Below are 26,179 nucleotides of genomic sequence, written 5' to 3' on the forward strand. Positions count from 1 at the left end.
CCGGCGGTGGGCGTTTTCAGGCCAATCAAGCAGTTCCGGCTGTCAGAACGTTGCCCATTCTTCGGACCCGGCTTTCACCGGTTCAGCGGCCTGCTGTGCCGGGGCCTTGCCCGACGCTGGGGCTTCCGCCTTCTTCACCGATGGCTTGACGACGGTCTTTTTGGCCGGCTGCGGCTCAGGCGCGGCAGACGAGCGCAGCCCATGTGACGCCGTGTGTGCAGCACCCGCCAGCTTGAACACCGACACCGCCGCCACCAGCCGGCGTGCCTGGGTCTGCAAGCTGTCGGCAGCCGCCGCACTTTCTTCGACAAGTGCGGCGTTCTGCTGTGTCACTTGGTCCATCTGGGTCACGGCCTCTCCGATCTGGGTCACGCCCGCGCTCTGCTCCTGAGAGGCAGCGCTGATCTCGCCCATGATGTCGGTCACACGGCGGATGGAGGAGACGATCTCGTCCATCTTCTTTCCAGCTTCGCCGACCTGTTCGCTTCCGCGGCCGACGCGCTCAACGCTCGCAGTGATGAGCGACTTGATCTCCTTGGCAGCTTCCGCACTGCGCTGCGCGAGCGTGCGCACTTCGCCGGCCACCACCGCGAAGCCGCGGCCCTGCTCGCCGGCGCGAGCCGCCTCCACCGCTGCATTGAGCGCAAGAATGTTGGTCTGGAACGCGATGCCGTCGATGACGCCGATGATGTCGGCGATGCGCTTCGACGATTCGTCGATCTCCTTCATGGTGGCGACGACCTGGCTGACGACCGTGCCGCCCTGGCCCGCCACGCCGGACGCGCCACCCGCCAGTTGAGACGCCTGCCGCGCGTTCTCTGCGTTGTGCTTGACCGTCGAACCGAGTTGCTCCATCGAGGCCGCGGTTTGCTGCAATGCGCTCGCCTGCTCTTCCGTGCGGCTGCTCAGGTCAAGATTGCCTTGTGCGATCTGGGCCGATGCGGTCGCCACGCCGTCCGCGTTCTCTCGCACGTCGGTGACGATCGTGACCAGGCTCTCCTGCATGCGTTTCAGCGCTGCGAGCATGCTGGTCTGGTCACCCGGTTCCAGATGGATCGGCGTCGACAGATCGCCGTCGGCCACGCGCTGGGCCAGGTCGGCTGCATCACCAGGCTCACCCCCCAGCTGGCGTTTGACGCCTCGCACAATGACAAACCCCAGCACCGCGGCGGTGACCACTGCGAGCAGGATCAGGACGGACGCCCAGACAATGGCAGCCTGGTAGGTGGCCTTGGCCTCGGCAGCGGAAGCCTCCGAACCCTTGCTGTTCAGCTCCACCAGCTTGCCGACCTCGCCGGTCATGGCGTTGAATGCGGCGCGAGACGCCCCTCGGAACATGGCCTTGGTCTGGTCGGCCGTCTTCTCGCCACCGCGAGAAACCTCGATCAGCTTGGCCTGGATCGTCAAGTAGGCTTCTTTCTCGCGGCGAAACACCGAGTAGAGCGAGCGTTCCTCGTCCGAGGAAATCATCGGCTCATAGCGCGCCATCGCGTCGTTGAGCGACGCCTTCAGTTCGTCGATGCGCTTTTCCATCGCCGCCATCTCGGCGGCGTCGACGGCCATCACGTGATCCGCCTCCACACGGCGCATCTGATTGGCGAAGGTGCGAACCTCGCCCAACACTTTGATGCTGGGAAGCCAATTGGTGGCGATGTCTTCAGTCGAGGAATTGACGCTTGCGACTCGGCTCAAGGAAAAGCCCCCGACCACCATCGTCAGCAGGACCATGGCAAAAAAGGCCAGCCCGAGCTTCGTGCCCAGCTTCATAGCTTGGTTGTTCATGAGTTCACCCCTTGGAACGTGTGTTTGATTGACAGTCAATGGTTCAGAAGACCCATGTCGGCACTGGACATGAACTTCACGATGTCGACCAGAATGAGCATGCGGTCGTCGATCGCGCCGATGGCCAACAAGTGATCGGTTGGTACGTTCGACGCGAACTCCGGGACGGCGCGCATCTGGTCACCCGACAGCGTGATGACGTCTGAGACGGAGTCGACGACCATGCCAACGATGCGGGAGTGCAGGTTGAGCACGATCAGCACCGTGAGGCCGTCGTATCGCGCCTCCGGGAGGTTGAACCTCAAGCGCATGTCGACGACTGGAACGATGACGCCGCGCAGGTTGAGCACGCCCTTCATGAATTCAGGCGCGTTTGCGATTCGCGTGGGTTCCTCGTACGAGCGGATCTCCTGCACGCGAAGGAGGTCGATGCCGTACTCCTCGCTCCCGAGCTTGAACGCAAGAAATTCACGGATCGCCGCGTCGACGAGTGTGTCGGCGACTTTCGCGCCGGTCGGCTTGCTCCGGGAAGAGATGGCCCCGGGAAGAGGGGCAGTGATGACTTCAGACATTGGCACTCTCTCGCTGTGAGGTCTGTTGACACTGCTGTGTTTTCGGCGGCGATGCCGCCCCCTTTTGTAGGGAGTTCTAGACAGCGTGCTGCAGACCGCGGATACGATTTGCCGGAGTTCCCCTAGAGCGAGTCAGTCCATTGGCGCTATTCGACGACAACGACCGTGAGGCAGGCCAGCGACTCGCGGCCGCCTCCCTGATATGCGGACTCAGCGCTGCAGCGCTCGGAATTGCAGTCTTGGCGGGCTGGGTACTCGAGCTGCCGATCCTCACAGCCCTGAGACGAGACTGGCCGACGATGAAACCCAATTCCGCGCTGGCTTTCGCCGGGGCAGGCGTTGCGCTGGTGCTCGCCTCGCACGGAATCGCCACCGGGTGGGAACGGCTTTTCCAGGTGGCCCTCGCCGCTTCGGTGGCCGTGCTGGCCGGCATGACGCTGGTTCAGCATGTGACGGGAGTCGACTTCGCCATCGATGGCTTTCTCGGCGTCCACGGAAACATCTCCGCTCAGGGCGGCGCATTGCGCATGGCACCCGCCACTGCATTCGCGTTCGTTGCGATCGGCACGGGGCTGCTGCTGCAAGGCCTTCGCGCCGCGCCGGCATTGCGGCAGATCGCGTTTGGCTCTGCTTTGCTGGTCGCTGTGATGGCAGCGCTTGGTTATTTGTTCGACGTGCGCCACCTTTACGCGGCCGGCATCTATTCGTCCGTGGCGTTGCATACCGCCATCGGACTCATCTTGCTGAGTGCCGGTTGCCTGCTCGTTCGACCCACCGAAGGACTGCTCACGATCCTGGTGAGCCGGTCTGCCGGCGGCCTCGTGATCCGGCGGCTCATGCCCATCGCGTTCGTTGCCCCGCCGCTGTTCGTATGGGTTCGTTTCCATGCGGAGCAGGAAGGGGTGCTTCCACCTGCGGCAGCCGCAGCGGCGGTGACCACTGCCAACATTGTCTTGCTGGCGGGGATGATCTGCTACGCCGCAATCCTGGTGCGACGCCTCGACACGGAGGCCCGGGGAATGCGGGAGGCCGAGCGGCGGCAGCGCGCCCAACTGGATGGAATCATCAACACCGCGATGGATGCCGTGGTGGTCATCAACGACGCCCAGCAGATCGTGCTCTTCAATGCCGCGGCTGAGGCCATGTTCGGCCGCACGTCGGCCAGCATGCTGGGATCAGGCCTGCAGGCACTTCTGCCTGCGTCTGCGCAGGCGACGCACGCAAGTCTGGTGAGGGGCTTTGCCTTCGAGCGCTCTGAAGTACGGCGCATGGGCGCGACCCGACCGGTCACAGGGGTGCGGGCAAATGGCGAGAGCTTCCCCATCGAGGCATCGATTTCGAAGCTCGAAGTCGATGGCGAGCGCTTCTACACCGCAATCCTCAGGGACATCACGCAACGGCAACGTGATGCGGAGGCGGTACTCCTCGCGGAAGTCCACAGCAAGACCAAATCGTCCTTCCTGGCGCACATGAGCCACGAGATTCGCACGCCTCTGAATGCCATCATCGGCCTGGCGAGCTTGCTGGGACGCACGTCACTGAACCACGAGCAGCGTGATCGGCTGGAGAAGATTGACGTCGCCGGGCGGCACCTGCTCTCCGTGGTGAATGACATCCTGGACATATCGAAGATCGAGGCAGGTCAACTCACGATCGAAGAAGCCGACTTCGACCTTCTGGCGGTCTTGCACAACGTGTGCTCCCTGATGGGGACCCAAGCCGAATCGAAGGGACTCTTGCTGGTCCTTCGTGCCGAAGGAGCTCCAAGATGGGTTCGCGGCGATGCGACGCGTCTGCGACAAGCGATGTTGAACTATGCGGGCAATGCCGTGAAGTTCACCGAGCGCGGTCAGGTGTCGCTGGAGCTCATCCTGGTGGCCGAGGACGACGAAGGGTTTCTCGTTCGATTTCAGGTCGAAGACACCGGCATCGGGATCGAGCCCGAAAAACTGGACAAACTGTTCAGCGCCTTCGAGCAGGCGGAAGCCACGACGACGCGCCGCTACGGGGGCTCGGGTCTCGGGCTCGCCATCACCAAGCGCCTTGCCGAACTCATGGGTGGCGCCGTTGGCGCAAGCAGCCAACCGGGGCAAGGCTCGATGTTCTGGTTCACGGCGCGTGTCGCTCGTGCTCGCAGCCAGATGCCCACCCCCGCACCGACGGACATGACAGCAGGGGAATTGCTGCGCTCACGCCACAAGGGCGCGCGCATCCTGCTGGCGGAGGACCACCCCGTGAACCGCGAAATCGCCGTCGCGTTGCTGGACGACGTGGGCCTGACGGTCGATACGGTGACCAACGGCCGTGAGGCGGTGGCACGGGCTCGCGCCGGCGGGTATTCGCTGGCGTTGCTGGACATGCAGATGCCGCTCATGGGCGGCGTTGAAGCTGCGAAGGTCATCCGGGCCTTGCCCGAGTGGGGTGACACCCCGATCCTCGCGTTCACGGCCAATGTCTTCGAAGACGACCGCGAGGCATGCCGGGCCGCAGGAATGACCGGCTTCATCGGCAAGCCCGTTGAACCACAAGCCCTGTACGGGGCGCTGCTGAGAGCGCTTGACCTGCGCGGCGCGGTACGACCTGACGAGGGTGGCGAGGCACCCAAACCCGCCGTGAACGCAGAGCCGGATCTGGCGGCACAACTGCGGGCACTTCCAGGGGTCGACTGGCAGTACGGGCTGTCTCTCACCAATGGAGACCCGCGCCGATTCGTACGCTTGCTGCGCGCCATGGTCGAGCACAGCATGGCAGACCTCGCAAGGCTTCAGGCGGCCGTGGACAAACCTGACGAAGCCACCACGATTGCCCTGCTCCATTTCATGCGCGGCGCAGCGGCGAGTGTCGGCGCCCATGCACTCGCAGCGCACCTGGAGGCGTTCGAGGCGCATGTCGGCGCCTGGACCGATCGAGCAGAAGCCGAGCGCCATTTCCAGAACATCACTGGAGACCTGCACGCACTCGAGCGCGCACTGGAACAGTTGAAGTAGCCGCAGATTGCCTACGGGCTTTCAGTGAGAAGCGACCCCGCTGTCTCCCATTCGGAGCCTTGCTTCAACGCACCGAGATTCGTGGCAACCGCAGTTCAAAGCGCGTTGCGGAAGCGTCAGAGGTCACCGCAACAGTGCCTCCGTGCGCTTTGGCAATCTGTTGCACGACATACAGGCCAAGTCCCAGGTTGGCACCTGCGACCTGAGAATCGGCGCCCTCGTCCTCACCCCCTTGGCGAACAAGCGGATCAAAGAGCCTCCCCATCAAGCTTGGAGGGATGGGCTTTCCGGAGTTCTGCACGCCAAGCACCAGTTCATCCTTGCTCGTGCCGTCCAAAGAGATGTGGATGGGAGCATCGGGAACGCCGTACTTCATGGCATTGAAGACAAGATTGGAGAGCGCTTGGTGCAGGCGCCGAGCGTCCCATTCACCCTGCATGTCCCCTCTGACGTCAAGCTCGAGCGCATGCCCACGGCTGATCGCCTGGATCTCTTCCAAGGTGTTGCGGGCGAAATGGTCGAGTTGAAGGCTCGAAGGGTCGATCGCCAGTTCGGAACCGAGGCGATGGCGCGTGTACTCGACCATGTCGTCCAGCAGTGCCCTCATCTGCGCGACGCTACGCAGGATGACTGCTGATTGCGGTGAACCGCTTGGACGGGCACGCATTTCGACAGCGACGCACGCCGAGATCGTGCTGAGTGGCCCGCGCAGGTCGTGCCCCAAGATGCCAAGAAACAGATCACGTGACCGGTTGACCTCGACCACGAAGACCTTCAACGACTCGGCAATGGCTTGGTCGACGGCTTCGTTGAAGCGCGTGATGTCTTCAAAATCCTGCACCTGCGCTTCGTTCGAGTCAGCGACCCACAAGCGAAGCACGGTCGCACGCAGCGCCCGGTACTCGGCGACGAGTTGTTCGACCTCAAATCCCTGCCTCTCCCTCTGGCGTGCGTGGCTGCGAGACGGGACGTCATTCGACTGAGAAGCGCTGGCACTGTTGCCCTCGGACTTGGCCTGCCGTTCAGCATCGTCCTGCGGTCTTCGCATGTCGGCGGCTATCTCTTCGAGGATCAGCCGTCCATGGTCGAGCAGGGCGACCACGTCCAAGTTTGCTGCCTGGGGCGCCTGTTCGCGTGCGAATGCCACCCAATGCGCCAGGATCGCGTCGAGGTTGTTGCTGATGAACGTTGAGAGGCGCATCGACCCATTCTGCATCTTCCGCCACCATGCCGGCTCCCTGGCTGTCAAAAGTCCGGGGGCTGGAGGCCACACAGAAACGGGAATCAAGCGGCAGGAGGCCGAAATTCGCCGGCCACCGCGGTAGCGCTGCTCGTCATTTCTTGGTCAACAACAGTTGCCCCGCCTTTTGCAGCCGGCCCTTGAAGGCGCTTGCGATCTGACCGAGCAGCCCGGGGAGTTCGACCTCGATCGCCACCGATGTCTCCAGCACATTGATGCGGCCGGGAACGGTCTGCCCCATCGTGGCGAGGGTGAATGTCAGACGGTCACCCTCCCAGCGTTGCGTGCAGGTGCCCGTACCGCCAGGAAGCTGGCGGACGAGGTTCTCGAAGCCGCTCTCGATACGGCGACGCGCTTCCGCGCGACCAAGTTGGTGGGGGATGTCGACCTTGAGTGGGTTGGCCATCCGCGCAGGGTGACGCATCTCGAAAGACCCCTGGCCCAGACGGCTCTTGTGGCGATTCGAGGGCGCGGTAGGCCGTTCAAGTGAAACGAGCGGCCGCCTCTGAAGGCTCTCGCTGCGGATGCAGTGATCCGTCCAACGGCGACGCGAAGGACCGGTCTCAGTCTCGACAGTCACTCATCTGCAAGACTCGACCGGCGGTACCCAGTCTGAAGCACGCATTCGTCCTGAGTGTCGGCTCAGCAGCGGTTGCTGTCGTTCCAGCGTGGCGACTGAGCGACTGCTTCCGACTAATTCCAGTCGATCGACCCGTGAGAATCGGGTTGGGTCTGGTGATCTGGTACCCGTGGGCCATTGGCTTTTGAACGAGCGACTGTTTGCCAACGCCGGCTCCGAGATCCGCGTCGGTTGCTGATCGTCCAACATCCATAAGTGAGCCGTCTCATTCAGGCGGACGTTGAGTGTCCCGCTTGCCGGCAAGAGATCACCCTGCCTGCGGTAAAGATAGGGCATGGTCACAGGCGCCAATCAAGCTCGCCGGACGACAATTGCGGCCCGACGGACATTTATTGCAATGACGTTCAATCGAGCCAGCAATTCGACACACACGATCGGGCTGCTGTCGCTCATGGCAGCGCTCGCCGGCTGCGCCGGGCCGCCCCCCGCATCGAAGCCGGAGGGCCTCGGCCCCACTGCGGCGCGCCGGGTGGTGACTGCGGTGCTCCAAGACAAGACCACGAGCGCCGAAGGCTGGGCTGTGGACATCCATGCCGCCCTGGCCACGCTCGAAGTGCCCTCGACCGTGGAGAACCTGTGCGCCGTGATGGCGGTGATCGAGCAGGAGTCCGGCTACCAGGCCGACCCTGCCGTGCCCGGGCTGCCAGCCATTGCGTGGAAGGAGATCGAACGCCGAGCGGATCAAGCGGGCGTGCCGATGCTCGCTGTGCGCGCAGCGCTCAGCGTCGAATCGCCGAATGGCCGCAGCTTTTCAGAGCGGCTCAACGCCGTGAAAACTGAGCGGCAGCTAAGCGAGATATTCGAAGACTTCATCGGCATGGTGCCGCTAGGCCAACGCTTTCTGGCGAACAGCAACCCGGTGCGCACGGGCGGCCCGATGCAGGTGAGCATCGCCTTTGCGCAAGCGCACGCCGAAAAGCGGCGCTACCCCTACGCCGTCGATGGCTCGATCCGCCACGAGGTGTTCACACGACGCGGCGGCATCTATTTCGGTGCCGCCCACTTGCTGGACTACGAAGCGCCTTACGACCGCCCGATCTACCGCTTCGCCGATTTCAACGCGGGCCGCTTTGCGAGCCGAAACGCCGGCTTCCAGAGCGCGCTGGCGTTGGCCTCCGGCCTGCCGCTCGCGCTCGACGGAGATCTGGTCTCGCGCTCGGACACCGCGCGCGCGGGTGAAACGGAACGCGCCGCGCTGTCGCTTGCGAACCGGCTGAAGCTGAGCGATGGCGAGGTGCGGCGCGACCTCGAGATGGGCGACGCACCGGGTCTGGAAAAGACGGCGCTGTACCAGCGGGTGTTCGCCTACGCCGAGGAACTCGACGCCCGCAAGCTCCCACGCGCCGTGGTGCCGCGCATCCATCTCAAGAGCCCAAAGTTCACGCGCAAGTTGACGACGCAGTGGTTCGCGACGAGAGTGGATGAACGGTACGGGCGGTGCGTCGACCGCTTGGGGGCGCTGGTCCGCGGCTAGCGAAAGAGCCGGTACAACTCCCGGCTATCCCTCACTGAAGCCGAGCGCACGGGCTCAAGGCCGCCCGCCCGGCAGCCGATAAGGCTAAGACCAGCTCCGGCAGCTCAGGGTCGCGCCCGCAATGCCCTACCAACCCTCCCGCGGTCGCATCGCGGACATTGAACTCGAGATCGACAAGGCCCGCCGAAGCGGGCCGCTGACGCAGATCGTCGTGCCACCCTGCCCCGATCTGCTTGCACGACTTGAGCGCACCATGCGGGCTGACGAACCAGACCTCGGCGAAGTGGCCCGCATCGCCAACGCCGACGTGGCGATGAGCGCAACGCTGGTGCGCAACGCCAATGGCGCGCTCTACGCCGGCACCGAACCCGTGGCCTCGGCCGGCCAGGCGATGAACCGACTCGGCCTGCGGCGGACCGCTGAGCTGATGCGCGCCTTCCTCGTGCGCCATGCCATCCCGGTACACAGCCCGCTGCTGGCCGGCTTCTGGGAGCACGCCACCCAACGCGGCGAGACGCTGGCCTGGATCGCCGGTCACCTGCCTGGCCTGTCGCCCGACCTCGCCTACAGCTTCGGCCTCTTTTGCCACGTCGGCCAGCCGGTGCTGATGCAGAGCCTGCGCGGCTACGCCGGCACGATGGTAGAAGGCCGCGCGCGTCGCGACCGCAGCTTCGTCGAGACCGAGAACGCAAACCACCGCACCGACCACGCCGTTGCCGGCGCGCTGACGGCACGCTGCTGGAATCTGGCGCCGCCTGTGGTGGCCGCAGTCCGGCTGCACCATAGCCTGGACGCGTTGGGTGGCCGCCAAGTCGAACCAGAAGTCCAGACGCTGATGGCCGCCGGCTTGGTGGCCGACCTGCTGGTGGCGCGCCGCAACAGCCTTCCCGCCGAGCCCGAGTGGGAGCGCTTTCACCTCGCCGCGCTCGGCTGGCTCGGGATAGCGATGGAAGAGGTCGACGCCTGGCATGACGCGCTGATCGACTCCGAGACGACCGGCTGAACGACGCGCGGGCAAGCAGCAAATGCGCGCAGCGGGCCTGGTCATGACGCGCGGCGACGACGTGGAGCCCTGGACCATCGACGCGTCAGCATTCCACGGTTGGTGTGCAAGCGTCGGGGCGATCCCCTGCAATGACGAACTGCGCAACTACGTGCAGACCGCCGGCGCGAAGCAACCATGTTGATGGGGCCGCCTTCGGTTGCATAGGGCATTTCCTACAGGAGGTTGGGCCCCGGCGGACGTCTCTATGGCGCATCATTGCTGCACTGCAACATTGAATCACCGCCGTGGACAGCACCTTCATTTCAGACACCATCAACCGAGCATTGACGACAGCCGGCCTTGGCCCAGGCTATCGTGCGCAGGGCATCGACATCCATCGCGTGATCGAGGACGCGCTCGCGTCTGCTGGTTTGGCGCACGCGCCCTCCGCGCCACCGCGCACGGCGCTCGACGACGTGCGGGACGCCCCACGCAGGGCCCCCGCTGCGCCGGGGCGATTCGTCTGGCATCGCCACACCGGCCCGCACGGCAGCCGCGACTACCGGCTCTACGTGCCGGCGTCCTGCACGGACGCGTGCAGGCCGGCGCTGGTGATGATGCTTCACGGCTGCAAGCAGCACCCGGATGACTTCGCCGCGGGGACGCGCATGAACGAGCTTGCCGAGCGACACGGGTTTCTCGTCGCGTACCCAGCGCAGACCCGTCGAGCCAATGGCTCGAATTGCTGGAACTGGTTTGACACCGCGCAACAGCAGCGCTCGGGCGGTGAGCCGTCCATCTTGGCGGGCATCGTCGACGACATCAACGCGATGTACCCGGTCGACCGGAGCAAGGTATATGTGGCCGGACTGTCGGCGGGGGCGGCGATGGCGGTGATCCTGGGGCAGACGCACCCCGATCTGTTCGCCGGCATCGGAGCCCACTCAGGGCTGCCGAAAGGGGTGGCCCACGATGTGCCGTCGGCATTTGCCGCCATGCAATCGCGCACGCAGCAAGGTTCAGGGAGCGGTGGGCGCGCCGTCCGGACGATGGTCATCCATGGCGACGCCGATGCCACTGTGAACGTGGCCAATGGCTCGGCCATCATCCGGCACGCCCTGGACGCCTACAAGCAGAGTGGTGTGCACCTGCAGCCGCAGGCTGTCCAGACGCTAGAGCGCGGTGGACGGCGCTACTCTTCGCGCGCGTTCTGCGACGAACTCGGCATGCCCTTGGTGGAAGAGTGCGTCATCCACGGCGGCGGGCACGCGTGGTCGGGCGGCGACACAGCAGGCTCATTCACGGACCGCTCGGGTCCCGATGCGTCAGAGGAGTTCGTCCGCTTCTTCTTGGGCTCGAGTGGGGCTCGACCAATCACTCGCTCTGATTGAGTCAGCGCCCGATTGCTCCTGTCACTGAGCGCGAGTCTGAGATGCATTGGCGCGCCCCAACACCGAACGGGGCGGGTGGGCCCCACTCGCGTCGAAACGTCAGGCGCCCTGGATTTGGGGGACGCACAAGTCAGTATCATGAGTGACTGATTGCCAAAGAGCGTCGACGCCGCGAGAAGCGCGCTCATTCCTTTGTCCACGCAGCCTATTGAAAGTTGATCGATGTTCGGACGAAGCCGGTTGGCGATAGGCGTTGGCGTAGGCCTGACGATCGGCTTTCTGGCGCTGATCGTGATCGTGGGCACGACCATCTGGCTGGTGGAACGCGGCAACAGCCTGTTCCAGCAATCGGCATTGCAGCGCGCCATCCGCATCGCCGCGGTGGAACTGCGGGATCATGTGCGCACTGCCGAGTCGAGCCAGCGCGGATTTCTTCTGACCGGCAACCAGATCTACCTGGCGCCATACGACACGGCCAAGACGCGCGCTCTCCAGGAGCTGGCGGATCTGGCCCGGTTGCTTCCACCCGATGCACCCAACCGGGCCATGCTCCCCAGGTTGTCGGAAGCGGTCAACCAAAAAATCGGGGACATGGACTCCAGCATCGCGCTGAAGAGCGCGGGCCGCGATGCCGAGGCACTTGCACTGCTAAAGCGCAATCGCGGCAAGGCGCTGATGGATGAAATCAATGTCTTTCTCTATGGCGCCATACTGCTCGCCGACGAGAACGGCACGCTCAACAGCGCAGAGCAGCAACGCAATGCTTCGCTGCTGCGGTGGATATCGGCCGGTGCCGCCGTGGTCATCGTCCTGGTGGTGTTGGTGGTGGCCTTCACCGTCTACCGCAATGAGCAAGACCTGAAACAGGCCCGCGACGAAGTGCGGGCCATCAACCTGACCCTGGAAGAACGGGTGAAGACCCGCACGGCTGATCTGGCCCTGGCGCGGGAACGTGCAGAAGTCCTGCTGGCCGAAGTCAATCATCGAGTCGCCAACAGTCTGCAGCTGGTGGGGGCGCTGGTGCTGATGCAGCTGCGCTCCGTCACCGACACGGCGGCCAAGGATGCCTTGCGCGAAACGCAATCGCGGATCAATGCCATCTCGCTGATCCACAAGAGCCTCTACACATCCGGCGACGTGACGAACGTGGCACTAAACGACTATCTGGGCGCCATGCTGACCAACCTGGAGACAGCGATGAAGAAGGACGGCCACACCGCCATCCTGAAATGCTATCTGGAGCCCATCTCGCTGCGCACAGACGCCAGCGTGAGCCTGGGCGTCGCCGTACAGGAACTGGTCACCAACGCCTTCAAATATGCCTATCCCGGCGACAAACCCGGCGAGGTGCGCGTGCGGCTGAAGCGCTTGGAAGATGGCAAAGCCGAACTGACGGTCGAGGACGACGGTGTGGGCATAGCGCCGAACGCTCCGCGTGCAGGTACCGGGTTGGGTAGCAAGATCATCCAGACGATGGCGTCGGCGCTGCAGACCCATGTGGAGTACATCAACCGCAGGCCGGGCACGGCGGCACGGCTGGTGCTGACGACGGCGAACGCGTAAGAGGGATGGCGATGAAACTCCGACTGTCTGCGATCGCGTCGCTCCTGTGCCTGAGCGGCGCTTCGTTTGCCGGGGGCGGCGAAGGGCAGACCACGCCGGTCAAGCTGCCTGCGTATGACCCGGCACGTGCCACCTGCAGAGCACCAACGGGTTTGCAGAAAAAACTCGTCTTCGTGCAGGACAACAGGCGTGAGTTCATGCAGGGCGCGGGACGCGGGATGGAGGCCGCGGCGCGCGCGCGAGGCCTCGCCTATGGCGTGGCCTTTGCCAACAACGATCCTGCGCTGATGATCAAACAGGTCGAGGCCATTGCCACCGACAAGACAGGCGCCATCGTGGTGGCCCCGATCGACCCGCCGTCGCTGGCACCCGCCCTGAAGAAGGTCCTCGGCGGCGGCGCCTATGTGGGTGCCATCGTCCCGCCACCCGCGACGTCGGTGTTGAACGCGCCGCAATATCTGACCGGAAAGGTTCTGGCCGAAGCGGCAGCAAATTACATCCGGACCCGCCTTGGCGGACGGGCCAAGGTCGTGCTGCTGACGCACGACAGCCTTCAATTTCTGGCGCCGCGTTTCACCGCCATGCGCGACACCCTGCGGACACTGCCCGGCGTGACGATCGTTGCCGACATTTCGCCGGCCACGGTCGACAAGGAAGGCGGATTCCGCACGATGAAGACGATCCTGCTGGCGCAACCCAACATCGATGTGGTGCTGGGTGCGGACACGGTGGTGCTTGGAGCGCTGGCAGCACTGCGCGAAGCGGGCAAGGCCAGAGCGGACCAGTTTCTGGGCGGTATCGACGGCGAGCAGGAAGCGGTCGTGGAAATCAAGAAAGGCGACAGCCCCTACAAGGCGAGCATCAGCCTCGCCTCCTCGATATTCGGTTATGCGATGGGGCAGCATGCCGCCGATTGGCTGGAAGGGAAATCGATCCCACAAGCCATGGACATCCTGCCCAAGGCGCTGACCAGCGCCAACATCGCCGACTATCTGCGCGATACGGCCGATCCTGGAGCGGTGTATGCGGATCCGTCGCGTCGCGCCTCATACCTGAAGATGTACGGGAACATCTGTTTCGACACGCGCGAAATCTATATTAATTTCCCCTGGTCATCAGAATCCAAATAGGTCCAGCACCATGACCGCCAACCCCTTCGTCATCCTCTACGTCGAAGACAACGAGTTCATCCGCGAGTCGTTCGCCGAGTTGCTCGCCACGGCCGAGCGCCGGATCGTGTGTGTGGCTGACGGTGCCGGCGCGCGCGCGGCGCTGCGCGATCAGAGCGTGAACCTGCTGATCACCGACGTCAACCTGCCCGACGGCTCGGGCCTCGACGTGGCAAGCGAGGCCCTTCGGCAGAACCCCGGGCTGCCGGTGATCGTCTGCTCCGGGCACGACGTCGGCGACATCGCGCAATCGCTCGGCCCGACCGCCCATCCGCTGAGGAAGCCTTTCGAGGTCGAGGAGCTCGAGGCGTTGGTCGAGCGGCTGGCGCGATAAACCTACGACTTGACTGCAAGCTATTGCCTGAGCGCCGTCAGGGTCAGGCGGAGGACCTCCATGTCAAAAGGCTTGCGCAACAGAACCGCGTTTTCGCCCACCGCCTGATAGATAGCACTGGCGTCAGCACGTCCGCTGGCAAAGGCAACGCGCAGGCCAGGCCTCGTCTGCAGCGCGCGGCGTGCGACCTCGGCGCCGTTCATGCCCGGCATGGCGAAGTCGACCAGCAGAATGTCCGGGGACAGCGCCTCCACCGCCTTCAACCCCGACGGTCCGTCGCTGCTGGCGTGCACCTCGTGCCCAAGGGAGCGAACGGCGGCGCACAAGACTTCGCGCACGTCGTCGTCGTCGTCCACGATCAGCACTCTCACCGGCTGAGCGACGGACTGCAGACTCGGCACCCATGCGTCCTCCGGCGCGGCCCGAACGCGATCGGGTGCCGTGAACTCCGGCAGCTCGACGGCGATTGTCGTACCGTTGTCATCCGAGCTTCGGATGGAAACGGAGCCCCCGGCGCGTTCGCACATGCCGTACACCTGGCTCAGCCCGAGGCCGCTTCCTTTGCCCACGCCTTTCGTCGTGAAAAAAGGGTCGAAGCATCTCGACTGAACTTCTGGCGGCATTCCAGGGCCGTTGTCGGTGAAGGTCAGCTCGACACGCGGGCCTTTCGAAGGCCCCGCCGGCAGCCTGCGCACGCCGATGTGGAACGTTCCGACGCCTCCCATCGCGTCTCGTGCGTTGATGGCCAGGTTGAGGATCGCCATCTCCAGCTGCGTCGAGTCGGCGAGCAACCACAGGTCTTCATCGGGAAGGCCGAGACTCAGCTCAACCGTGGAGCCGAGCGTCGTTTGAAGCAGCTGTTGCAAGCTGCCCAGCAAGTCGCCCACCGACAGCGGCCGACTGTCGAACGCATGTTCGCGCGAAAAGGTCAGCAGCTGTGCCGTGAGCTTGGACGCCCGCGTGGTCACGTCCTTTCCCTTCTGCGCGATGCGAAGAACCATCTCGGGGTTGTCTGAAGAGCGGCGGATGATCTCGAAATTGCCCTGGATCGCCTGCAGCAGGTTGTTGAAGTCGTGCGCGATCCCACCGGTCAGCTGCCCCACCGCTTCCATCTTCTGCGCTTGGGCGAGCGATGCTTCGGCACGCGCGAGACGTTCTGCGCTCTCGACTCGCGCCGTCACGTCGTAGACGAACTGATAGGCGCCGATGAGTTCTCCCTGGTTCCCTCTCAGGGAGCGGAAGCGCATCTCGTAGTGGCGCCGCACATGCTCGCCGAAGACGCCCACTTCATTGAACTCCTCGCCAGAGAGCGCTCGTTGCCAAACCGATCGAACAGCGGCTTGATGCTCCGGGTAGTTGGCCAACAGCTCCAGCATGTTGTCACCCACCGAAGGCCGGATGCCGAAGATCTTCTCGAACTCCCGCGCGCTGGCCTCGTTGATGGCCAGCCAGCGGAACGACCGGTCGGCGACTTGCACGAACGCGTCCGTCCCTTCGACGATGTCCGCGAGAAGCTTCTTCTCGGCCAGGTACGACTCCAGCTTGCGACCCAATGCGTCGTTGAGCTCCTGCAGGTTCTGCTCGACCCGTTTGCGCTCGGTGATGTCGATGACAGCCCCCACCACGCGCGTGCACGTTCCCGCATCGTCGAACTGGCCTCGCCCGCGGGCGGAGATCCATCGGATCTGCCCGTCCTCCTTGCCCACGGTCCTGTATTCGACGTCGTAGACGGGGCGCTTGACCGGATCAGCGGTGGCTCGAAAGGCCGTCATGACGCGCTCCCGGTCTTCCGGATGCAAGCCTTCTTCGAAATCGCGGAGGGTCACCTTGACCTGTGGCGAGATGCCGAACATGGCCTTCACGCGCGCAGGCCAATGCAAGGTGTCGGCCACCAAGTCGACGTCCCACAAGCCGACATCCCCTGCGTCGGTTGCCAGGCGCAGCTGTTCCTCGCGCACTGCCAGCTCGTCCAAGGCCTGGTAGCGGCTCGTTGCATCGATCCCGACGACGAGGATGCCGCGTACCGTGTCGTCGTCATTGAAGACGGGTTGGTAAAGGAAGTCGAGCTTCAGTCTGCGCACGGGTTCGCCGGGCAGCTTGAACTGGTATTCGGCGCCAAGGGCCTCGTGCGGCTGGCCTGTCCGGTAGACCTGGTCCAACAAATCGATGTAGCCCTGCGCTCCCGCCTCAGGCAGCGCTTCGGCCACCGCCTTGCCGACCAGGTCTCTGTTTCCCAGCAATGAGAGATAGGCCGGGTTCGCCATGTCGAAGACATGGGCCGGACCGGAGAGCAACGCGATGAACACCGGCGCCTGCTGGAACAGCTGCAGGAACTTCTCTCGTTCCCGTTCCACTGCTTGGGCGGCCATGACTTGCTCGGTCGTCTCGGTGCACAGCACCAGCACGCCACCGATGCCACTCGGAGCGGTAACGTCGTCGATCGGGCCATACGAGTAGGTCCAGTAGACATCTTCCAGCTTGCCGTTGCGGATGATGGGGACCAGCTGGTTCTCGTGCCACGTCGCCAGTCCGCCCGAGTGGACGGACGCGATCTGCGGTCCGATGATGTCCCAGATCTCCGGCCAGGCTTCCTGCCCTCGCATGCCGAGGATGCTGGGGTGCTTCTCGGGCCCGAGAGAAGCGCGGTAGGCGTCGTTGTAGAGACAGATGTGCTCCGGCCCCCAGAACAGGAACACGGGGTGGCCGGTCGTGAGCGCCATGCGCACCATCACACGAAGGCTGGCGGGCCAGCCTTCCGGGCCGCCCAGCGGCGTGCGGGACCAGTCGAACTCTCGTATGCGTCTTGCCATCTCGCTGTCGCCAGCGAGAAACGCCAGGTCGATTGCCTGAGCTGCCATATGCCTGGTCTCCATGAGAGACAGTCCTGCAGCGGGGCGGCAGAGCTGCCGCTTCGCCCCAAGAAGCGCCGCATGCTAACTGCGTCGCCGAGGTCCTGCACGCGCCGTGCAAAGGCGTAGGAACCGTCCGACAACAGCTTGTCGCGAGCTCCTACGCCCGCGGATGCCTTGGCGTGGGTTTCACCTGCTGTTTCGCGCTTCCGGTGTCCGACAATTTGTAAACGCCGAGAACACACTCCGCGCCGCCCGTCGCAGACGCAGCCGGCCGAGCACAAAAGGAAGCCAAGAAGAATGCTCGAGAAAATTTGGGGTCGATGGGGACTGGCGGGCGCCTTGAAGCCATGCCCATGAGCCGTTGCCACGCCTTGGTATGGGCGCTGCTGCTCCTGGTCGCGGGTTTGTCGGCGACTCCCGCGCCGGCCCAACACGAGCTGACCGAGGAAGTGCGCGTCAAGGCCGCGTACCTGCACAAGTTCCCGAGCTTCGTCGAGTGGCCCGCCGCGGCGCTGCCGTCGGACGGGGCGCCCATCGTCATTGGCATTGCGAGCGCCGATGCCATCTTCAGAGAGCTGGAGCGGATCTCGAAAGGCCGCCACGTGGCAGGCCGCCTGGTCGAAGCCCGCCGGGTCGACGGCATCCGCGGCCTTGCGGGTCTCCACGTTCTCTTCATCGGGCGAGAGATGGGCAGCGAGGCGTCGTTGTATCTGAAAGCCGCCCAGGCGCTTCCGATTCTCACCGTCGCAGAGCATGAGCCGATCGAGCGGCTCGTGATTCTCAACTTCCTTGACCGAGGCGGCACGGTCCGATTCTCGGCGTCGCTCCCAGCGGCGGAGAAGGCCGGCCTGACCCTCAGTTCCAGGCTGCTGGCCGTGGCGGACCACGTGCACGGCAGCCCTCGCGACAAGAAGTAGGACGCCCATGAAACCGCGAAGTCTTCGGCTCCAGCTGGCTCGTGCAGCGCTGACCGCCACGTTGGTCGCGCTGCTGCTGAGCACCGTGGCCACGGCCTGGTTCGAGTTTGCGAAATTCCGCAGCGAAAGGCAGGCCGATTTGCAATCCCGCGCGGACGTCCTGGCGTACGCCATCGCACCGGCCCTCGTGTTCAACGACCGAGAAACCGTTCGCCTCCAGCTGGCCGCACTGCGCAATGCGCCCGAGCTCGATTTCGCGGTGGTCTATCGACTCGATGGTTCCACCTTCGCCACCTTCCATTCGAATGCACAGCCGGGCGGAACCAAAGTGCCGATGCCCCGTGCCTTGGGCTTCGACTTCAGCGCCTCCGGCATGAGCCTTGCGCAGTCAGTCCGGCATGACGATGAAGAGGTGGGTCGCCTGTACATGTCAGCCCGGCACGATCTCTGGTCTCGCATCGGATCCTTCGTCGCCATTCAAGCGTGTGTGCTGGTGATCGCGCTGGCCTTGGCGGCGTGGCTGTTCCGGCGCTTGCAGGTGAATGCCGTGCAGTCGCTGGCGGATGTGACACGGGTTGCGCGGCGGGTGACCCAGCACGGCGATTGGTCGCCGCGAGCGCAGCCGTCTCGCTACGAAGAGCTGAGCGTGCTGGTCACCGCGTTCAACCGCATGCTGGATGAAGTCTCTCAGCGCACGCAGGCACTCGAGGCCGAGACCGTGGAGCGCCGCAGGGTCGAGGTCGAGCTTCGAGCAGCCGACGAACAGAAGGATGTCTTTCTCGCGACGCTCGCACACGAGCTGCGCAACCCCCTGGCCCCGATGACGGTGGCGGTGTCGATCCTGCGCAAGAAGCAGCAGCCGCAGGCACTTCAGGACAAGTGCGTTGGCATCCTCGATCGCCAGCTGTCGCACACGGTACGTCTGATCGATGACCTGCTCGATGTCTCTCGTATCCGGGTCGGCAAGTTGACACTCCAGAAGGATGCAATCGAGCTGCTGAGTGTCGTGCGCGCGGCCGCGGAGCTGATCGAGCCGGTTGCCACGGGCAAGCAGCAAGTGGTGAAAGCCTCGCTCGAGGGCCGCGACATCTGCGTCATCGCAGACCGCACACGGCTGCTGCAGGTGTTCTCGAATCTGCTCACCAACGCGTCGCGCTACACGCCCCGCGGCGGCTCCATCGAGGTGTCGTACCGCTGCGACGACACGCATGTGTTCGTGAGCGTGAGAGACACCGGCATCGGCATCGACGCGTCGATGCAGCGCAAGATCTTCGAGATGTTCCAGCAGGCGGACCAGAGCCTGGAGCGTGGCAATGCCGGCCTGGGCATCGGCCTCACCCTGGCAAGCCAGCTCGCCCAACTGCATGGTGGTGAGATCGCGGTCGAAAGCGAAGGGCTCGGCCGAGGCGCCTGTTTCACGGTGAGGTTGCCGATCGCGCCACGCGGCACGCAGCCCAACGTGGAGCGGCGCCCCGAGGCCACCGCAGCCGGCCGTCCGATGTCGATCCTCATCGCCGATGACAACGTCGACGCCGCGGTCGGGCTGCGGGATGCCTTCGAAGCCCTGGGGCATGAGGTATCGGTGTGCCACGACGGGCTGTCGGCGGTCGGCCAGGCGCTCGCCCGACGCTTCGACGCGGCGATTCTCGACATCGGAATGCCCGGGCTCAACGGCTATGACGCGGCGCAGCGCATCCGCGCCGGTGCACAGCCCGCCCTGGTCCTGGTGGCGCTCACGGGCTGGGGCCAGCCGTCGGACAAGGAACGTGCGAGGAACGCCGGATTCGACCACCACTTCGTCAAGCCGGCCTCGCCAGATGACCTGCTGCAGGCGATACAGGCCCGAACCGCGGCCACGCGAACCATGGAGGATGTGAAGACATGACGCCACCGGCCTCGTTGCTTGTGCGCCGACCGCGGCTCGGCGCGTTCGTGCGCTGGCCGCTGGCGGCGGCGCTTTCGGTGGGGAGTGCGCACGCCCAGTTCCCGGGCGCTGCGGCGATCGAAGACATGAGCCTGGAGGCGCTGGCGAACGTGCCCGTCACGTCCGTCACGGGGCGGCCGGAGGCCCTGCAACGCTCAGCCGCCTCGATCTACGTCATCTCCGGCGACGAGCTCCGTCGCTCGGGCGTGAGCAGCCTGCCCGAGGCCTTGCGCCTCGCGCCCAACCTGCAGGTCGCGCGGCTGAACGCCTCCCAGTACGCCATCTCGGCACGCGGTTTCAACAACACGATCGGCAACAAGCTGCTCGTGCTGATCGACGGCCGCACCGTCTACTCGCCGCTGTTTTCAGGCGTGTTCTGGGATGCACAGGATGTACTGCTCGAGGACATCGATCGCATCGAAGTCATCAGCGGGCCCGGCGCCACCTTGTGGGGGGCCAATGCGGTCAACGGCGTGATCAACGTGATTACCAAGTCGGCGACGGCGACGCAAGGTGCGTTCGCGGCGGCCTCGAGCGAGCGCTCGGGCTACCGCGCGGCCACACGCTATGGCACGTCGGTCGGACACGACACCGCGCTGCGGCTCTACGCCGTGCAAAGCCGGCGTAATGAGACCGATGCCGTCTCGACGGGCGCGCCGAGAAACGATGACAACACGCTGCGGCAAGCCGGGTTTCGTGCCGACACGTCGACAGACGACCACCACTTGCAGCTGCAAGGCGACATCTACGACGGCGGCGGCGACGGCAGCAGCAACATCGCGGCGGAGCTTTCCGGTGCCAACCTGATCGCGAAGCTGAGCAGCCGGCCGGGTGAGGCGTCGAACTGGCAGGCGCAGGTCTATCTCGATCACACCAAGCGCAGCGACCCGGTGGTCTTCCGCGACAAGACCGACACGGTGGATGTCACCTTCAACCACGCCCCCTCGGTCGACCGCGCCCACAAGGTGCTGTGGGGGGCCGGGTATCGTGCGGCGACCAGCAGGACCGAGGCGACGCCGCTCGTGCGCTTCGAGCCGGCCACCCGTCGGCTTCGCTGGAGCCACCTCTTTCTTCAGGACGAGTTCGCCGTGAGCGAGACGCTGCGGGTCACGGCCGGCGTGAAGCTCGAAACCAACGTCTACACCGGCACCGAAGTGCTGCCGACGCTGCGCGCGGCGTACGACATCGGCGAGCGGAAGATCCTCTGGGCCTCACTGTCCCGGGCGGTGAGGTCACCCGCCCGGCTGGACCGCGACTTCTATCTCCCGGCGAATCCTCCCCACCTCATCGCCGGCGGCCCGAACTTCGAGTCCGAGGTGGCGAACGTGGCGGAGCTGGGCCTGCGGGGACAGACGTCTGCTGCCAGCTACAGCGCCACCGCGTTCCTGCACGACTTCGACCGGCTGCGCGCGGGCCGTGCCGGGCCCACCGAAATCGAGAACCGTGCGTGGGGCAAGGTGTGGGGGCTGGAGACCTGGGGAACGGTCGACGTGGCCGCCGGCTGGCGGCTGATGGCGGGCTGGGTGGAGCTTCGCAAGTCGCTGCACAAAGACGAGCTGTCGCCGGCCTCTTCGATCCCCAATCTCGGCAACGACCCACGGCGCCAGCTTCAGGTTCGCTCCACGCTCGACCTGAACCGCCGCACGCAGCTCGATGTGTCGGTGCGCTACGTGGCCTCGTTGCCAGAGCCGCATGTGCCGTCCTACACGGCCGGCAATGTCCGGCTGGGGTGGCGAGTCACGCCGGCATTGAACGCCAGCCTGTACGTCAACGACCTGGGGCGCAGCGGGCGCACCGAGTTCAACGCATCCGACGCGAGCGTGATCCGGTCGTCTGCAGGCATCAAAGTGGACTGGCGGCTTCCGTGAGCAGCACCTGCCCATGACCATCCGGAGCCGGCTCGTCATCCTGATCATTGCCCTGCTGCTGCCCTTGTTGGCTGCCATGCTGGCGGGGGTTCGCTTTCTCTATGAAGGTCAGCGGCAGGCGCTGGAACGCGGCGTGCACGAAGCGGTGCGGGCCCTGACCCTGGTGGTCGAGCGCGACATCGCGCAGACCGAGACGCTGCTCAAGGTGCTGGCGACCACCCCGTCGCTGCAGGAGGGTGACCTGCGCAGCTTCCACGAGCATGCGAAGGAGTTCGCGGCCGGCTGGGACACCGTCATCGTCTTCAGCGACCTCGACGGCCAGCAACTTCTCAACACGCGGCAACCCTTCGGCGCGCCGCTGCCGAGGACCAACCCGGACCTGCTGCGTCTGCGGCAGGCCGTCGGCCCCGACGCGACCATCACCTCCGACCTGTATTTCGCGCCGATCGGCAAGCGCTGGAGCTTTGCGGTGCAGGTGCCGGTGAAGGAGAACGGCAAGGTCGTCGGCTATCTCGCCATGGGAGGCTTCGCGGATCGGCTGCAGCAGGTGTTCGAGCGGCAAGCGCTTCCGCAGACCTGGCTCGGCACGCTCGTCGATCGCAACTTCCGGGTGGTGGCCCGCTCGCGCCAGGCGCAGCAATGGGTCGGAACGGTGTCGCTTCCGGAGCACGTGCGTGGCCTGAGCGCACGGCCCTCGGGCCAATTCAAGGTGAAGACCCTCGAAGGCACACCGGTCATCGCCATCTTTCACCGCTCGCCCCAACTGGGCTGGACCTTCATCGTGGGCGTTCCACAGGAAGAGATCGAAAGAGAGGCGCGAAACGCCACGGTGGTCCTGGCGGTGCTGTCGCTCATCCTGCTGGGCCTCGGGGTGCTGGCCACGGTGTGGGTCGCACGCAGCATCGTGCGGCCGGTGACGCGGCTCGTGGCCCTCGCCGAAAGTGTGGGCACCGACGAGGTGGCGTTTGATCGGCAACCGAGCGGCCTGCGTGAAGTCGACCAGATCGCGGAGGCACTCGCGCGGGCGAACAACAAGATCGCGAGCGCGCGCGTGGACCTGCAGCAGGAGGTGCAGAAGGCGCGGTCCGAAGCGGCGGCCGCGCATGCCAATGCGCTGCAGGCGCAGAAGCTGGAGGCGCTCGGACGGCTCACCGGGGGCGTCGCACACGATTTCAACAACCTGCTCATGGTGGTGAGCAGCAATGCCCACGTGCTTGCGCGCCGCCTGCCCGAGGCGTGGCGTGAATCGCCGCAGCTGCAGGCGATCGACCGTTCCGTGAAGACGGGGACGCGCCTCACCCGCCAGCTGCTGGCCTTTGCCCGGCGTCAGCCGCTCAGGCTCGAGGTCATCGCGCTCGAAGACCGGTTGAACGCGATGGCCAGCCTCGTCCGCACCGCGATCCGAAGCGGGGTCGAGCTCACCTGCACGGTCGCGCCCGGCACCTGGCCGGTCGAGGTCGACGTGGGCGAATTCGAACTGGCGATCCTCAACCTGGCGGTCAACGCCAACGACGCCATGCCGAAGGGCGGCAAGCTCACCATTCGAGCCAGCAACCATGTCGGAGCCGAAGACGAGCGCTTCGTCGTTGTCGAGGTGAGCGACACCGGCCTGGGCATCCCGGCGGACATCCTCGACAAGGTGATGGAGCCCTTCTTCACCACCAAGCCACCGGGCCAAGGCACCGGCCTTGGCCTGAGCCAGGTGTACGGCTTCTGCCAACAGGCCGGCGGCAAGCTCGAGATCGAAAGCAAGGTTGGCGCCGGCACCACTGTGCGCATGATGCTCAAGCCGACGACCGAGAGCGCCGTGGCCGATGCCCCGGTGCCGGCGTCGCTCCAGCCGCTCGGTTGCAAGGTACTGCTGGTCGAAGACAACGAGGAGCTCCGCAAGTCGACCCGTGAATTGCTCATCGCACTGGGCTGCGAGGTCGAACTCGCGCCTTCTGCAGACTCGGCGCGCGACCGCCTGACGGCGAAGACCGACATCGAGCTCGTCCTGAGCGACATCCGGATGCCGGGGCAGCTGAACGGCCTTGGCCTCGCAAGCTGGCTCCGGGCGCACCGTCCCGATTTGCCGTTCCTCCTCATGACCGGCTATGCGGACGAACTGCGGACAGGCCAGGTCGATGGACACGTGGTGCTTTCCAAACCGGTGGAACCGGAGACGCTCGCGGTCGCGATGAGGGCCGCCTTGCTGGTCGGGCGATCCCAGCCCAGGCCATAGCAGCATCAGAAAAACTCGCTTCGTGAGTGCTAGGTCGCCCGCAAAACGCTATCCGCAGTGTTCGATCTGAACGACTGAACATGACTGGGCACCGTGCAGGGAGCAACTTGCTTCAAGCGGCCTACTCTCTAAACTCAACGCGGCCCTGATCCGGCTCCCTTGGTGCCTCTAGCCGGTTGGTTCGCATTGACGCAGTCGCCATGGCGTCGCACGAATCTCTCTCAGATCGATTCGACTCCGGTCCCCGTCGCAGCAATGCTTCGGGTTTCGTTGAGCAGCGGTCGCCCGTCCTTCGCCGCGTTGTCGTTCCAAATGCGCTCATGCGCAAAGAGCTGGCACTCGATGCGAGCGCACCGCCGCCTATCGATCAGGCAACAACGTGATGAGCGATTCAAGCGGCAGGGTCCGCCGCTTGGGCCGAATGCCCGCAGGCAGGTTGGGCGCAACGTTCTTGGCGAAGAAGCGGTCCGACTCTTCCTTGGTTCGCCACACCTCGATGATGCGAAGCCCGGTGTCCGTCGCGTGCGCCATGTGCAGGATGAAGCCCGGCGACTGCTTGAACACCGGCTCCAACGCCGCGGCAATCGGCGCGTAGATCTCTGCCGTGAGTCCTTGCGACTCACCGAACATCAAGATGGGCATGTGAAACTCCTGGTTGATTTGAGGGCTTCAGTCTTGTTCGCCGCGCTTGCGCCGTCGATTCCCGAATGCGGCACACCCCTGTGCGGATCTGCACATGCAAGGACACCGAGATGGCACCGGCCAAAAGCTTCGACTGGAACGACCTGCGCTACTTCCTGGCGGCCGCCCGCACCCTGAGCCTCGCCGGTGCGGCCCGCATGCTTGGGGTCGAGCATTCCACGGTCGGCCGGCGGCTCACGTCGTTGGAAACGGCGCTGGGTGCCCGGCTGATGCTGCGCAAGCCCGACGGGCTGGCGCTCACCACGCTCGGGGAACAGGTGCTGCTGGCCGCGCACCAGGTGGAGCTGGCCGCCAACACGGTGGCCGATGTGGCCGCCTCTGCGCAGGAGCGCGTGCGTCTGGCTGTCCCGTCGGGCTTCTCGCTGTTCTTCACGGCACCGCTGGACCGCCTGAGGGCGTCGAAGCCACCGATTGCACTCGACATCGTAAGTGGCGCTCGCAAGGTCGACCTGGCCCAGGGCGAGGCCGACCTCGCCGTTCGCGGCGGCCCCGTGGACGACGCCGACCTGGTGGCCTGCCCGCTCTGCAGCGTGGGCTGGTCGCTCTATGCATCACCGGTCTACCTTGCCAAGCGGCCAGCCAACGCCTCAGCGACCGACCTCGATGGGCACGACGTCATCGGCTTCGCCCAGCAACTGGCCGACACGCCGAACGCACGCTGGCTGGACAGCCGCTGCGGCCAGGCACGCGTCGTGTTGAGGGGCTCGGAAGTGGTCGACATCGCCGCTGCTGCAGCCGAAGGCGCAGGAGTGGCGCTGCTGCCGTGCTACCTGGGCGACCGCGCTGCCAGCCTGGTGCGCCTGACGGCGGAGGTACTGGTCAAGCGTGAGCTGGTGCTCGTCTACCGCCGTGAGATGCGCCTCTCGGCAGCGGTGAAGCTCGTGATCGACGTCACCCGCGAGACTTTCGAAGAGGCGCGCGAGAAACTTGCCGGCCACGCCTCACCGGTCTTTGCCTCCCTGACCCAGCGCCAGCGCGAGCTGCTCGAGCTGCTCGCCCAAGGCCGCGACAACGCGCAGATCGCCGCCACACTCTCGCTGAGTGACAAGACCGTCCGCAATCACGTCAGCCGCATCCTCACGCAGCTCGAAGTCGAGAACCGGTCACAGGCCATCGTCAAGGCGCGGGACGCCGGATTCGGCTTCCGGGGGGGCTGAGCGCCCCTCACAGGTACACCGTGCCGCCGGCAGTGGCGCGGCGCCACGTTGCCGCCAAGGGCGAGACACACCCGAGCGAACGAAGTTGCGCGGCGTCAGACCCGTGAGCTGGCGTACCACGCGAGACATGTGCGCCTGATCCGCGAAGCCGAGGTCTGCCGCGATGTCGGCGAGCGGCGCCCCCCGCTGTGCCCTGCGCGAGATGGCCTGCAGGCGCACCACCTGCGACAGGTGCCGCGGCGACGTGCCGATCCACTGGACGAAGTCGCGCTCGAGCTGGCGGCCCGACACGTGCTGCTCGTCGGCCAGCGTCTCGATGGCCGCCCGCGGCGCCTGGCAGAGGCGCATGGCCGCACGCGCCGCGCGCATCGCGGCGGTCCAGCGCTGGCGATTGGCCG

The 26,179-nt window shown here is 65.3% G+C and carries 19 protein-coding genes; 12 read left to right on the forward strand and 7 right to left on the reverse strand.

Annotated elements, in window-relative coordinates; genetic code table 11:
* Positions 1–42 precede the first annotated feature (42 nt).
* Both JI745_RS26715 and JI745_RS06070 read right to left on the reverse strand, forming a co-directional pair.
* Positions 43–1,782 (reverse strand): methyl-accepting chemotaxis protein, encoded by a 1,740-nt coding sequence (locus JI745_RS26715; protein ID WP_310738500.1) that lies wholly within the window; start codon positions 1,780–1,782, stop codon positions 43–45.
* A 35-nt stretch (positions 1,783–1,817) separates the two neighbouring features.
* Entirely contained in the window at positions 1,818–2,354 is a 537-nt protein-coding gene (locus JI745_RS06070) for a chemotaxis protein CheW (protein WP_201804637.1), read from the reverse strand.
* Positions 2,355–2,653: 299 nt separating this feature from the next.
* Between JI745_RS06070 and JI745_RS06075 the strand changes: the two genes are divergently transcribed.
* Positions 2,654–5,341 carry an ATP-binding protein gene (locus JI745_RS06075; RefSeq protein ID WP_201804639.1) on the forward strand — a complete coding sequence of 896 codons (2,688 nt, stop codon included), beginning with the start codon at positions 2,654–2,656 and terminating at the stop codon, positions 5,339–5,341.
* Positions 5,342–5,405: 64 nt separating this feature from the next.
* Here JI745_RS06075 and JI745_RS06080 read toward each other — a convergent pair whose 3' ends face one another.
* Together JI745_RS06080 and JI745_RS06085 are read right to left on the reverse strand one after the other, a co-directional pair.
* Positions 5,406–6,542: a sensor histidine kinase gene (locus JI745_RS06080; protein ID WP_201804640.1), complete on the reverse strand. Its 1,137-nt coding sequence runs from the start codon at positions 6,540–6,542 to the stop codon at positions 5,406–5,408.
* Between the two features lie 133 nt (positions 6,543–6,675).
* Positions 6,676–6,987 carry a polyhydroxyalkanoic acid system family protein gene (locus JI745_RS06085; protein ID WP_201804642.1) on the reverse strand — a complete coding sequence of 104 codons (312 nt, stop codon included), beginning with the start codon at positions 6,985–6,987 and terminating at the stop codon, positions 6,676–6,678.
* Between the two features lie 571 nt (positions 6,988–7,558).
* Between JI745_RS06085 and JI745_RS06090 the strand changes: the two genes are divergently transcribed.
* The 6 genes from JI745_RS06090 to JI745_RS06115 all read left to right on the forward strand — a co-directional run bounded on the left by JI745_RS06090 (position 7,559) and on the right by JI745_RS06115 (position 14,137).
* Complete coding sequence (locus tag JI745_RS06090) at positions 7,559–8,695, forward strand: DUF1615 domain-containing protein (RefSeq protein ID WP_201804644.1); 1,137 nt, start codon at positions 7,559–7,561, stop codon at positions 8,693–8,695.
* A gap of 121 nt (positions 8,696–8,816) precedes the next feature.
* Positions 8,817–9,698: an HDOD domain-containing protein gene (locus JI745_RS06095; protein ID WP_201804645.1), complete on the forward strand. Its 882-nt coding sequence runs from the start codon at positions 8,817–8,819 to the stop codon at positions 9,696–9,698.
* A gap of 287 nt (positions 9,699–9,985) precedes the next feature.
* A complete protein-coding gene (locus JI745_RS06100; protein ID WP_201804646.1) occupies positions 9,986–11,071 on the forward strand; it encodes a PHB depolymerase family esterase in 1,086 nt (361 codons plus the stop codon).
* A gap of 222 nt (positions 11,072–11,293) precedes the next feature.
* Positions 11,294–12,634, forward strand: a complete 1,341-nt coding sequence (locus JI745_RS06105) for a sensor histidine kinase (protein WP_201804647.1) — start codon at positions 11,294–11,296, stop codon at positions 12,632–12,634.
* Between the two features lie 11 nt (positions 12,635–12,645).
* Entirely contained in the window at positions 12,646–13,764 is a 1,119-nt protein-coding gene (locus JI745_RS06110) for a sugar ABC transporter substrate-binding protein (RefSeq protein WP_201804648.1), read from the forward strand.
* 10 nt (positions 13,765–13,774) lie between these two features.
* Entirely contained in the window at positions 13,775–14,137 is a 363-nt protein-coding gene (locus JI745_RS06115; protein WP_201804649.1) for a response regulator, read from the forward strand.
* Positions 14,138–14,157: 20 nt separating this feature from the next.
* Here JI745_RS06115 and JI745_RS06120 read toward each other — a convergent pair whose 3' ends face one another.
* Entirely contained in the window at positions 14,158–17,010 is a 2,853-nt protein-coding gene (locus JI745_RS06120; protein WP_201804653.1) for a PAS domain-containing protein, read from the reverse strand.
* A gap of 332 nt (positions 17,011–17,342) precedes the next feature.
* Between JI745_RS06120 and JI745_RS06125 the strand changes: the two genes are divergently transcribed.
* Genes JI745_RS06125 through JI745_RS06140 form a run of 4 tightly spaced genes read left to right on the forward strand, consistent with a single transcriptional unit; the run spans position 17,343 to position 23,922 of the window.
* A complete protein-coding gene (locus JI745_RS06125; RefSeq protein ID WP_201804654.1) occupies positions 17,343–17,906 on the forward strand; it encodes a YfiR family protein in 564 nt (187 codons plus the stop codon).
* A 7-nt stretch (positions 17,907–17,913) separates the two neighbouring features.
* The gene (locus JI745_RS06130) at positions 17,914–19,791 is read left to right on the forward strand and encodes an ATP-binding protein (protein WP_201804655.1); all 1,878 of its coding nucleotides are present in this window, start codon (positions 17,914–17,916) and stop codon (positions 19,789–19,791) included.
* Complete coding sequence (locus tag JI745_RS06135; RefSeq protein WP_201804656.1) at positions 19,788–21,698, forward strand: TonB-dependent siderophore receptor; 1,911 nt, start codon at positions 19,788–19,790, stop codon at positions 21,696–21,698. The genes JI745_RS06130 and JI745_RS06135 overlap by 4 nt, the downstream gene beginning before the upstream one ends.
* Before the next feature lie 13 nt (positions 21,699–21,711).
* Positions 21,712–23,922, forward strand: coding sequence for an ATP-binding protein (locus JI745_RS06140; RefSeq protein WP_201804657.1), 2,211 nt, complete (start codon positions 21,712–21,714; stop codon positions 23,920–23,922).
* Between the two features lie 360 nt (positions 23,923–24,282).
* Here the strand turns inward: JI745_RS06140 and JI745_RS06145 are convergent, their stop codons facing one another.
* Positions 24,283–24,564, reverse strand: a complete 282-nt coding sequence (locus tag JI745_RS06145) for a hypothetical protein (protein ID WP_201804659.1) — start codon at positions 24,562–24,564, stop codon at positions 24,283–24,285.
* A gap of 110 nt (positions 24,565–24,674) precedes the next feature.
* Here JI745_RS06145 and JI745_RS06150 point away from each other — a divergent pair, with 110 nt between their 5' ends.
* The gene (locus tag JI745_RS06150; RefSeq protein ID WP_201804660.1) at positions 24,675–25,781 is read left to right on the forward strand and encodes a LysR substrate-binding domain-containing protein; all 1,107 of its coding nucleotides are present in this window, start codon (positions 24,675–24,677) and stop codon (positions 25,779–25,781) included.
* On the opposite strand, the gene JI745_RS06155 is transcribed toward JI745_RS06150, so the two are convergent.
* Positions 25,728–26,129, reverse strand: a complete 402-nt coding sequence (locus JI745_RS06155; protein ID WP_201804662.1) for a helix-turn-helix domain-containing protein — start codon at positions 26,127–26,129, stop codon at positions 25,728–25,730. The two genes, JI745_RS06150 and JI745_RS06155, sit on opposite strands and share 54 nt — an antisense overlap.
* Between the last annotated feature and the right edge of the window lie 50 nt (positions 26,130–26,179).

This window comes from Piscinibacter sp. HJYY11 (assembly GCF_016735515.1).
Classification (GTDB): domain Bacteria; phylum Pseudomonadota; class Gammaproteobacteria; order Burkholderiales; family Burkholderiaceae_C; genus Rhizobacter.